This window comes from Actinokineospora sp. PR83, assembly GCF_021056305.1.
GTDB classification, from domain to species: domain Bacteria; phylum Actinomycetota; class Actinomycetes; order Mycobacteriales; family Pseudonocardiaceae; genus Actinokineospora; species Actinokineospora spheciospongiae.
The window spans coordinates 17,717-28,120 of the sequence record NZ_JAJCXD010000105.1 but is presented as its reverse complement, the minus strand read 5'-3'; the positions used below and the strand labels follow the sequence as shown (position 1 = coordinate 28,120).

At 74.7% G+C, this 10,404-nt stretch carries 11 protein-coding genes; 6 read left to right on the top strand and 5 right to left on the bottom strand.

Annotation, left to right across the window (positions count from 1 at the left end; translation table 11 throughout):
• Positions 1-113: 113 nt before the first annotated feature.
• Positions 114-452 (bottom strand): hypothetical protein, encoded by a 339-nt coding sequence (locus L6E12_RS30315; RefSeq protein ID WP_374201970.1) that lies wholly within the window; start codon positions 450-452, stop codon positions 114-116.
• 35 nt (positions 453-487) lie between these two features.
• Positions 488-2,530, bottom strand: a complete 2,043-nt coding sequence (locus L6E12_RS30310) for an ATP-dependent DNA helicase (RefSeq protein WP_236231351.1) — start codon at positions 2,528-2,530, stop codon at positions 488-490.
• A gap of 162 nt (positions 2,531-2,692) precedes the next feature.
• On the opposite strand from L6E12_RS30310, the gene L6E12_RS30305 reads away from it, so the two are divergent.
• Positions 2,693-3,391: a hypothetical protein gene (locus L6E12_RS30305; protein ID WP_236231350.1), complete on the top strand. Its 699-nt coding sequence runs from the start codon at positions 2,693-2,695 to the stop codon at positions 3,389-3,391.
• 10 nt (positions 3,392-3,401) lie between these two features.
• Here L6E12_RS30305 and L6E12_RS30300 read toward each other — a convergent pair whose 3' ends face one another.
• Entirely contained in the window at positions 3,402-4,727 is a 1,326-nt protein-coding gene (locus L6E12_RS30300) for a glycosyltransferase (RefSeq protein ID WP_236231349.1), read from the bottom strand.
• A 474-nt stretch (positions 4,728-5,201) separates the two neighbouring features.
• On the opposite strand from L6E12_RS30300, the gene wecB reads away from it, so the two are divergent.
• Positions 5,202-6,320 carry a non-hydrolyzing UDP-N-acetylglucosamine 2-epimerase gene (gene wecB / locus L6E12_RS30295; RefSeq protein ID WP_236231348.1) on the top strand — a complete coding sequence of 373 codons (1,119 nt, stop codon included), beginning with the start codon at positions 5,202-5,204 and terminating at the stop codon, positions 6,318-6,320.
• A gap of 24 nt (positions 6,321-6,344) precedes the next feature.
• Here the strand turns inward: wecB and L6E12_RS30290 are convergent, their stop codons facing one another.
• On the bottom strand, positions 6,345-6,920 hold the full coding sequence (locus L6E12_RS30290; RefSeq protein ID WP_236231347.1) for an isochorismatase family protein: 576 nt from the start codon (positions 6,918-6,920) through the stop codon (positions 6,345-6,347).
• Positions 6,917-8,215 carry a nicotinate phosphoribosyltransferase gene (locus tag L6E12_RS30285; RefSeq protein ID WP_236231346.1) on the bottom strand — a complete coding sequence of 433 codons (1,299 nt, stop codon included), beginning with the start codon at positions 8,213-8,215 and terminating at the stop codon, positions 6,917-6,919. The genes L6E12_RS30290 and L6E12_RS30285 overlap by 4 nt, the downstream gene beginning before the upstream one ends.
• Before the next feature lie 127 nt (positions 8,216-8,342).
• On the opposite strand from L6E12_RS30285, the gene clpS reads away from it, so the two are divergent.
• The 4 genes from clpS to L6E12_RS30265 are packed head-to-tail and all read left to right on the top strand — an operon-like array spanning position 8,343 to position 10,336.
• On the top strand, positions 8,343-8,642 hold the full coding sequence (clpS, locus tag L6E12_RS30280) for an ATP-dependent Clp protease adapter ClpS (RefSeq protein WP_035289478.1): 300 nt from the start codon (positions 8,343-8,345) through the stop codon (positions 8,640-8,642).
• The gene (locus tag L6E12_RS30275; RefSeq protein WP_236231345.1) at positions 8,639-9,199 is read left to right on the top strand and encodes a DUF2017 domain-containing protein; all 561 of its coding nucleotides are present in this window, start codon (positions 8,639-8,641) and stop codon (positions 9,197-9,199) included. Before clpS ends, L6E12_RS30275 begins: the two co-directional genes overlap by 4 nt.
• Positions 9,200-9,203: 4 nt before the next feature.
• Complete coding sequence (locus tag L6E12_RS30270) at positions 9,204-9,830, top strand: P1 family peptidase (protein ID WP_236231344.1); 627 nt, start codon at positions 9,204-9,206, stop codon at positions 9,828-9,830.
• 41 nt (positions 9,831-9,871) lie between these two features.
• Positions 9,872-10,336, top strand: a complete 465-nt coding sequence (locus L6E12_RS30265) for a Mov34/MPN/PAD-1 family protein (protein ID WP_236231343.1) — start codon at positions 9,872-9,874, stop codon at positions 10,334-10,336.
• Positions 10,337-10,404: the final 68 nt, after the last annotated feature.

Below are 10,404 nucleotides of genomic sequence, written 5' to 3'. Positions count from 1 at the left end.
GGGATTCCGGGTGGTTGGCCGCAAGGCCGGCGGTTGGCGGGTGGTGGGCCGCTGCGCCTGTCGGTGGGGTTTGGGGGGTGGCTGGTGGCCGGGCCTGCGGTGTTCGGGGTGGCCTAGGTGCGTGGGTGGTCTTGGCGCTGCCAGACCACGAAGAAGCCCTCATCGGTGGTCATCGCTTCGACGAAGGCGTCGTTGTCGAAGCCGGGGAGGGACTGCAGGCGGGACATCAGGTCGTCGGCGCTGGGGTGGCCCGCGGGGACCGCGCAGCCGCCGCCGCCCTCGCGCATGAGCATGAAGAAGGTGTCCTCCTTCCAGGCGCTCTCGGGGATGATGCGGATCGCCACCTCGGCCAGGTCCGCCCACGACACCGACTCCTCGGTGCCGTCCGCGAGCAGCCGCCGGACACCGTCGTCGTCGACGGTGATGTCCGCCTCGCCGGGAATGCCTGACACACGTCCTCCGTGGGATGTCTTGCCGTACAGGGGAATCAGCTCGCCGCGGCGTCCAGCCTGCGCAGGGCGCCGCGCACCACCGCCGGGTCGGTCGTCGACCAGAACGGCGGCAGGGAGGCGCGCAGGAACCCGCCGTAGCGGGCGGTGGACAGGCGGGGGTCGAGGATCGCCACGATCCCGCGGTCGTCCATGGAGCGCAGCAGCCTGCCCGCGCCCTGGGCGAGCAGCAGGGCCGCGTGGGTGGCGGCGACGGTGAGGAAACCGTTGCCGCCCCTGGCCTCCACCGCCCGCTGGCGGGCCGAGGCGAGCGGGTCGTCCGGCCGGGGGAACGGGATCCGGTCCATCACCACCAGCGACAGCGACGGCCCGGGCACGTCCACCCCCTGCCAGAGCGACAGGGTGCCGAACAGGCAGGTCGCCGGGTTCTCGGCGAACTTCCCGACCAGCAGTGACGTCGAGTCCTCGCCCTGGCAGAGGATCTCGCCGTCGACGGCCTCCCGTAGCTGCGCCGCGGCCTGCTTGGCCGCGCGCATCGAGGAGAACAGCCCCAGTGTGCGGCCGCCCGCCGCCTCGACCAGCTCGCGCAGCTCGTCGAGGTAGGCCGGGGGCAGGCCGTCGCGGCCCGGCGGGGGGAGGTGCCGGGCCAGGTAGAGGATGCCGGACTTGGCGTGGTCGAAGGGGGAACCGACGTCCATGCCGGTCCACCGGATCCTGCCCTCGTCGGCGGGGGCTTCCTTGTCGATCGCGGTGCCCTCGACCTTCACGCCGCTGCTCTGCGCCACCGGCAGTCCCCACTGCCGGGCCAGGGCGTCGAACGACCCGCCGAGGGTGAGCGTCGCCGAGGTGAGCACCGTGGTGTTCTCGCCGAACAGCTTCTCCCGCAGCAAACCGGCCACGTTCAGCGGGGCCACCCGCATCGTCGGCGGGCGCGGGTTCTGCGACCCGAAGTCGCCGGTCACCCACACCACGTCGCGCTGGTGGGCGGTGTCGGTCTCGAAGGCCTCCAGCACCCGCACGGCCGTGTCGTGCACGTCCTCCAGGGCGGCCAGGGCCTGCTTGCGGGCGCTCACCGCGTCCGGCTCGTTGCCGCGCTTCTCCGGCCCGATCGCGGTGACGCAGTGCTGGGCGGCGTCGCGCAGGGCGGTGAGGGTGACCCGCAGCGGGTCGGGCAGCGCGTCCATCCGACCGACCGCCACGTCCTCCAGGAGCATGGCCAGCCCGTCCCCGCTCTCGGCGAGCCGGTCGGCGATGTCCTCCTCCACCAGCCTGCCCACCCGCCGGGCGGCGATGGACACGGCGGCGGCGGACAGCTCGCCGGTGGCCGCCGACGTCACCCGGTCCACCAGGTCGTGCGCCTCGTCGACGACGACCACGTCGTGCTCGGGCAGCACCTGGGCGGTGCCGAGGGCGTCGATGGCCAGCAGGGCGTGGTTGGTGACCACGACGTCCGCGCGCCCGGCCTCGGCCCGCGCCTTCTCGGCGAAGCAGTCGGTCCCGATCGGGCAGCGCGCGGCCCCCAGGCACTCCCGCGCCGACACCGACACCTGCCGCCACGACTGCTCGGACACCCCGGGCACCAGCTCGTCGCGGTCACCCAGTTCGGTGTCACTGGCCCACTCCCGCAGGCGGGTGACCTCGCGCCCCAGCCGGGAGATGGCGAACGGGTCGAACAGCACCTGGTCGTCGGGGTCGTCGGCCGGGCCGCCGTCGAGCTTGTGCAGGCACAGGTAGTTGCGCCTGCCCTTGAGGATGGCGAAGGTCGGCGTCCGCTTCAGCGGCTTGGCGAGGGCCTTGGCCAGGCGGGGGAGGTCGCGGTCGACGAGCTGCCGCTGCAGGGCGATGGTCGCGGTGGAGATGACGACCGTGGAGCCCTTCTCCACCGCGTGCCGGATGGACGGCACCAGGTAGGCCAGCGACTTGCCGGTGCCGGTGCCCGCCTGCACGGCCAGGTGCTCACCGGTGCGGATCGCCGCCTGCACCGCCTCGGCCATCTTGACCTGCCCAGGTCGTTCCGCGCCACCGACGGCACCGACCGCGGTGGCCAGCAGCTCACCGAGGGGAGGCAGGGAGTCCGGCACAGCGCAGACGGTACCGGTGGGGTCGGACAACCCGACCGCATCCCCCGACCGGGTTGTCCCGCTCGGCTGGCACTGCGCCGGGGTGGTCCCTCGACTGCACTGGGGGCACTGGTCCGAATGGAGGTACCCGCAATGACACGGCGAATGGCACGGCGAACCGTGATGCCCCTGTTCCTGGCGTCCACCCTGTTCTGCGCCCCGGCGGTGGCGGCGGCGGACCCGGTGGCCGCCCCGCCCGCGCCCCCGACCGCCGCGTCCGCCCCGGCCCCGGCGCGCGCCCAGGCGTCGGTGGGCGGCGGCACCGCCACCCTCGGCGCCGAGGCGGTGGAGGTGGAGCCCCTGGCGCCGTGCACCTCCGACGGCGCGTCCACCGCGGGCGGCCCGCCCAGCGCCACGACCGGGGGCACCGCCGCGGACGGCGGCCCGGTCGGCTTCGGTCCCGGCAAGACCACCTGCACCCCCGACCCGGGCACCGGTGTGGCCAAGGCGTTCGCCTCCGGCCGCGACTTCCGGATCGACGCGCTGCGGGCGCACGGCGGCCCGACGATCACGGTGCGCCGGTTCACCGCGGGCTGCGCCACGACGGGCCGCAGCGTCAGCTCGGCGGCGACCCTGGCGGGGGTCGACGGGGTGTCGACGCCGTGGTTCTTCCCGGTCAACCACACGATCACCGTCCCCGGTGCCACCGACGCGGACCCGCCGCTGGCGGCCATCACCGTCAACGCGGTGAGCGCCCCGGACCCCGAGGACAGGTCGGTCACGGTGAGCGCGCTCAAGATCCGCTTCTTCCCCGAGGGCGGCCCGGAGAGCGGCACCCTGCTGGTCGGCACGGTCACCTGCACCCCGGCCGCGCAGGGCTGACGGTCCGCGCTCAGTGCTCCAGCGCCACGGCCGCCAGGTTCGGGCGCCGGATCCCCGGCGAGCCGCTGCGGCTCCGGACCAGGCGGATCGCGGCGGGCCACGAGGTGAGGTCGACGGCGCGGGCGTAGACCGCGTAGGCCAGGCCGTGGGCGAGTGACCTGCGGAAGCTGGTGCCGGGTTCGCGGCGGTGGCGGTGGATGGGGCCCCAGACGGCGAACGGCAGCAGGCCCGAGGCGCCGTAGACCGCGAACGCGGCCCACGCGCCCCCGGTGAGCCAGGTCCAGGTGCCTGCCGGGTCGCCCAGGGCGTGGCCGAGCAGGAGCAGGTACGGGATCGGGTGGACCAGGCAGGCGAGCGGCCGGGTCCACGGTCGGGTGAGGTGGTGCACCGCCTTCGCCGTGGCCAGGGGGCTCAGGCCGGAGTTCCGGATTCGGCGCAGGTGGCCGATGTGCCGCAGCGCTTCCCGGTTCGACCGGGTCCGCCGGGCCAGGAGGTGGCGCAGGTCGTGCAGCGCCTCCTGCTCGACGTGGGTGTCCGCGGTGAACGCGGTCTGCCAGCCCTCGGCCGCCAGGCGGGCGCCGAGTCCGAAGTCCTCCGGCGCCGTGCCGCGCCACGGGCCGGAGCCGTCGGCGGTGGAGTCCAGGGCGGTCATCCTGGTGAACTGGCCGGGGAGGCCCGGGGTGCCGGTGCGGTCCAGGGAGCGCAGGTGGGCGGCGACGGGGCCGCGGGACTCCAGGTCCTGCACCCGGGCCAGGGCTGAGCCGAAGCGGTCCCGGAGGGTGCTGTCCCCGGCCGGTGGGGTGCGCCGGTCGACCACCCGCACGTCGACCCGGACGGCGCCGACGGAGGGGTCGCCGAAGAGGTGGTGGGCGGCGCAGACGTCGAGGGCGTCGGCCGCGGGGCGGCTGTCGGCGTCGAGGGCCACGACGACGGTGCGGTCGGTGTCGGCGTGCGCGCCCATCCAGGACTTCAGTTCGCGGTAGGCGGTGTTGAGCGCGGCTCCCCCGCCGGTGTGCGCTCCGCGGACGAGGTGCAGGTGGCGGTCGCCGCCGTGGCGGGGACCGCGCAGGCGGGTGACGTCGTCCGCGGAGTCGGCGATCACCCAGACGTGGGCGGTGGGGAACGTGGTGCGGAGGTACCCGATCGTGTCGCCGAGGGCGGGTTCGCGGTCTCGGCAGGGGATCAGGAAGTGCCACTCCAGCGCATCCGCGTCGCCGGTGGCGGAACGCCCGTGCCGCAGGTGGGGGAGCAGGATCAGCCCCGCGTGGCAGAGGAAGGCGACGCCCGCCGCCAGCGTGAGCGCCTGGGTCAGGCCGAGGAGGAGCGCGGGGCTCACCGCGGGCGCCCCGGTCCACCCGTCGCCTGCGGCGTGTGCGACCCGGGCGCGCTGAGTCCGAAGTGGAGGGACGAGCGCGCGGTGGTCGGGTGTTCGGCCGTCGCGCGCCGGGGTGGGCCCGGTTCGGGGTGTGCCACGGGTCCTCCGGGGGTCGGCGTCACCCGTGTGACGCGTGTGCCCGACATCATTGTGGTGCGGCGAACCCGGAAAACATCGCTGGATCGGGTGACATGTGCAGTAGCGGTGCGTGTAGGGCGGTGCGGTGATCCGGGCAATCCCGGCACTCGCGCCGGGATGACCACACCTCCGGGCGAAACCCCGTTCCGGAACCCGGGCCTCGTCGTTGATCCGGACAAGAGCGGTCTCGGATCAGGATGTCCACTGTGGATGAACAGGTCCCCCCGGGCGGCGGCGTCCGGGAGGGCGCGATGGCCGCCCGGGTCCGCGCCTTGTCGTGCGAGGTGAGGAAGAGCCATGCGTGAGGACGTCCTGGTGCTGGTGGGCACCTGCCCCGAGGCGGTCAAGGCCGCGCCCGTCGCCCTGGAGCTGGCCGCGCACCCGCGCAGGCGTCCCGTGCTCGTGCACAGCGGGCAGCACGCCCGCGTGGTCGAGCAGGCGCTGGCCCCGTTCGGCCTGGCCCCCGACGCGGTGCTGCCGGTGCGCCGGGGCGCGGGTGGGCAGGCCGAACTGGTCTCCGCGCTGCTGCCCCGGCTGGGCGCGCTGCTGGCCGAGGTGCGCCCCGCCGCCGTGGTCGTGCAGGGCGACACCACCACGGCCCTGTGCGGCACCCTCGCCGCGTTCTGGCGCGGTGTCCCGGTGGCGCACCTGGAGGCGGGACCGCGCACCGGGTCCCCCGAGGCGGGCAACCGCCTGCTGGTCGCCCGCCTCGCCGCGCTGCACCTGGCGCCCACCGCAGCCGCCGCGGCGGCGCTGCGCGCGGAGAACGTCCCCGCCGACACCACCGTGGTCACCGGCAGCACGGCCGTCGACGCCGCCCGGCTGATCGCCGCGGCCGGGCGGCGCCCCACCAGCCCGGTGCTGCGGCGGCTGGAGGGCACGGCCGACCGGCTGGTGCTGGTCGCCCCGCACCACCGCGAGTCCTGGGGTGCGCCGCTCGACGGGGTGCTCGGCGCCGTGCGCTCGCTGCTCGAACGCCACCGCGGGGTGCGCGCGGTGCTGCCCGCGCACCCCAACCCGGGCGTCCGCGCGCAGGTCGCCGCCGCGCTCGGCGGGCACCCGGCGGTCACCGTCACCGAGCCGCTGGACCACCCCGACCTGCTCTGGCTGCTGCGCCGCGCCGAGCTGGTGCTCACCGACTCCGGCGGCATCCAGGAGCAGGCGCCCACCTTCGGCGTGCCGGTGCTGCTCACCCGCGACAGCACCGAGCGCAGGGAGGCCGTGGACGCGGGCTGCGCCTGGCTCGTGGGCACCGAGCGCGCCCGCGTCCTCGACGCGGCCGACCGGGTGCTCTCCGGGGACCTGCGCGTCCGCGACCGGGCGAACCCGTTCGGGGACGGCTACGCCGCCGCGCGGGTCTGCGCGGCGCTCGACCGGGTGCTGCGCTCCCGGCCGCCGATGGCCACGGCCTCCTGACGGGGCGACCCGACCACCGGCGGGTCAGCCGACGGTGCCCACCAGGGTGACGTCGGCGGAGCGGAGCTGGGCCAGGGCCGACTCGACCGTGGGCGGGGCGACACCCGCGGTGAGGTCGAGGCGGACGGTGACGGCGAAGCCCGCCGCGGCGGCGTCCAGGGCGGTGGCGCGGACGCAGTGGTCGGTGGCGATGCCGACCACGTCCACCCGGTCCACGCCCCGGGCGCGCAGCCAGTCGGTCAGCGACGCGCCGCCGGGGCCCTCGCCCTCGAAACCGGAGTACGCCGCGGCGTAGGCGCCCTTGGAGAAGACCGCCTCGACCGGGCTGACGTCCAGCTCCGGGTGGAACGAGCTGCCCGGGGTGCCCGCCACGCAGTGCACCGGCCAGCTCTCGACGAAGTCCGGGGTGTCGCTGAAGTGCCCGCCAGGGTCGACGTGGTAGTCGCGGGTGGCCACCACGTGGTCGTAGCCGCCCGTCGCCACGTGCGCGCTGATCGCCGCGGCCACCGCGGCCCCGCCCGGCACGGCCAGCGAGCCGCCCTCGCAGAAGTCGTTCTGCACGTCGACGATGATCAGAGCATTCTTGCCCGGCTGGTTCATGACTGCTCCCGCGTGAGGTGGACGGTGGGGATGGCGGGTTCGCCCGCCGAGAGCTTCAGACCCTCCCAGGGCAGGCTGACCAGCCCCTGCCGCACCCGGTTGCGGCTGTCCTCCAGGGTGGGCAGGTCCTCGACCACCTGTCCACCCCTGATCAGCGGGATCTGCAGCGGCCGGTCGTGCTCGCCCGCCTCCGGGGCGGGCCCCTCGGCCGGGTAGACGACCTCCTCCAGCGCGGTGCCGGTGGGCTTGTGCCTGCGCAGCGCCAGCTTGCGCCCGCCGCGGGACTCCTTGTGCGAGCTGCGCTTGGCCACCGGCCGCCCCTCGACCTCGACCAGCTTGTAGACCATGCCCGCGGTGGGCCTGCCCGAGCCGGTGACCACCGAGGTGCCCACGCCGTAGGCGTCGACCGGCTCGGCGCGCAGGGCGGCGATCGCGTACTCGTCGAGGTCGCCGGAGACCACGATGCGGGTCCGGGTGGCGCCCAGCGCGTCGAGCTGCTCGCGGGCCTGGCGGGCCAGCACGCCGACGTCGCCGGAGTCGATGCGCACCGCGCCCAGCTCCGGGCCCGCCACCGCCACCGCGGTCTCGATGCCCGCGGTGATGTCGTAGGTGTCGACGAGCAGGGTCGTGCCGACGCCGAGGGCGGCGACCTGCGCCTCGAACGCCTCCTTCTCGGTGTCGTGCAGCAGGGTGAACGCGTGTGCGCAGGTGCCCGACGTCGGGATCGACCAGCTCCGCCCGGCCTCCAGGTTCGAGGTGGTGCCGAAGCCCGCCAGGTAGGCCGCCCGCGCCGCGGACACCGCGGCCCGCTCGTGCGTGCGCCGACCGCCCATCTCGATGATCGGCCGCCCGTTGGCCGCCCCCGCCATCCGCGCCGCCGCGGAGACGATCGCGCTGTCGTGGTTGAGGATCGAGAGCACCACGGTCTCCAGGACCACCGCGTCGGCGAACGTGCCGCGCACGGTCAGCACCGGGGAGCCGGGGAAGTACAGCTCGCCCTCGGCGTAGCCGTCGACGTCTCCCCCGAACCGGTAGTCCGCCAGCCACGACAGGGTGGTCTCGTCGACCACGCCCGTCGCCCGCAGGTGGGCCACCTCCTCCGGGCCGAAGCGGAAGTCGGTGATGGCGTCCACCACCCGCCGGGTGCCGCCGACGACCCCGTAGCGCCTGCCCTCGGGCAGCTTGCGGGCGAACGCCTCGAAGACGCAGCGCCGGGAGGCCGTGCCGTCGGCCAGTGCCGCGGACAGCATCGTCAGCTCGTAGTGGTCGGTCAGCAGTGCCGTGGTCCCAGCCATGCGGAGCAGCCTAGGACGCCGAACGGTCCGGTGTGTCCGGTGCACGCCGAAGTGATCTGTGACGTTGTACTCCGTTCGAATGAAGATCCGCTGAACCCGGTGAATCCGGTCGTGCCACCATTGACCCATGACCGCGCCAGTCGACATGGAGCAGACACAGGCCGACCCGGCCGGGTCCGAGGTGGTGGCCGAGGACCGCCCGTGGCAGACCGTCGTGTGGAACGACCCGGTCAACCTGATGTCGTACGTGACCTACGTGTTCCAGAAGCTCTTCGCCTACAGCCGCGACCAGGCGACCAAGCTGATGCTCGACGTGCACCACGAGGGCAAGGCGATCGTCTCCTCGGGCAGCAAGGAGAAGGTCGAGGGCGATGTGGCGAAGCTGCACGCCGCGGGCCTGTGGGCGACGATGGAGCACACCTCGTGAAGCCGTGGAAGCGCAAGGCCGACAAGGTCTTCGCCGACATCGACAAGCAGGAGGCCGCGGTGCTGCGCGGCCTGGTCTCGCAGATCGACGACATGCTGCGCGCCAGGGTCGAGGAGACCCCGCAGGACGAGCTGGCCGAGCTGACCGGCATCCGCACCGGCCCGACCAGCTCGCCGGACGACCCGATCCTGTCGCGGCTGCTGCCCGACTTCCACCGCCTCGACGACGACAACCCGTCGAAGGAGGACCTGGACTCGGCCGCCATGCTGCGCTCGCTGCACGAGCCGGGCCTGCTCGACGTCAAGGTCGGGGTGGCCGCGGTGGTGCTGGGGACCTGCCCGACCCACGGCGGCGAGGTCCGGCTGTCGCTGGAGCAGGCCGACGCGTGGCTCAGCGCGCTCAACGACGTGCGGCTGGCGCTGGGCACCGCCATCGAGGTGACCGACGACATGCCGGAGGAGCTGCCCGACGACGACCCGCGCAGCCCGCACCTGGCCGTCTACCACTGGCTGACCTGGGTGCAGGAGTCGCTGGTCCAGGCCCTGTCGTCGGACTGACCCGGTGACCGCCCGGCTCGGCAGGCACGGCGGCGCGCTGGTGGTGCTCTTCGACGGGGGCACCGTCGGCGGCGTCGACGCCCGCGGCGGGGCGCCCGGCACCCGGGAGCTGGACGTGCTGGCCCCGGAGAACCTGGTGGGCCGGGTCGACGCGGTGTGCGTGGCCTCCGGCGGGCCCGCCGGGCTGGCCGCCGCCGACGGGGTGCTGCGCTGGCTGCGCGAGCGCGACCGGGGCTTCCGGGTGGGGGAGGGGCCGGGGCAGGTGGTGCCGATCGTGCCCGCCGCGACCAACCCCGGCGGACCCGCGCCCGACGCCGAGGCGGGGTACCTGGCCTGCGAGGCGGCCGGGGAGTGGGCGGTCGACGGGGTGGCGGCCCTGGTCGAGGGCGCCGTCGTGGTCGTGGTGGTGGACGCCGAGCTGGACAAGGCGCGGTGCAGGCGGGTGGCCATCTCCGCCCGCGACGGCCTGGTCCGCGCCGGGGCGCCGGACGTCCCGACCACGGTGTTCGCCGCCGCCACCGGCACCGGGGCGCCTGCCGGGCCGCTGGAGCTGGACGCCCTGTGCGGTGCCGCGGCGGACAGCGTCACGGCGGCCTACCAGGTGCTCCGCGCCGAGGCCGCCGACCGGTGAGCGGCTCTCACGGACTGGGAGCCCGGTAACCACCCAGTAGGATGGGTGCCGTGCTGACGATCCGCCGAGACCTCGTGGACGCGCTGGTCGCCCACGCCCGCCGGGACCACCCGGACGAGGCCTGTGGCGTCATCGCGGGACCGGACGACGGCTCGGACCGCCCCGAGCGGTTCATCCCGATGCTCAACGCCGCCCGCTCGCCCACGTTCTACGAGTTCGACTCCGCGGACCTGCTCCGGCTGTACCGCGAGATGGCCGCCAACGACGAGGTGCCGGTGGTGATCTACCACTCGCACACGGCCACCGAGGCCTACCCGTCGCGCACGGACGTCTCCTACGCCTCCGAGCCGTTCGCCCACTACGTGCTGGTCTCCACCCGGGACCCGCAGGAGCACGAACTGCGGTCCTACCGGATCGTCGACGGGGAGATCACCGAGGAACCGATCGAGGTGGTCGAGTCCTACCGGTTCGCCCACACCGGCCCGGACGACGCACCCGAACAGTGATCAACCGCGCGCCCGGGAATACCGGGCGCGGTCCCGCACGTCTTCCCCTGTAGCACTGCCACACCCCG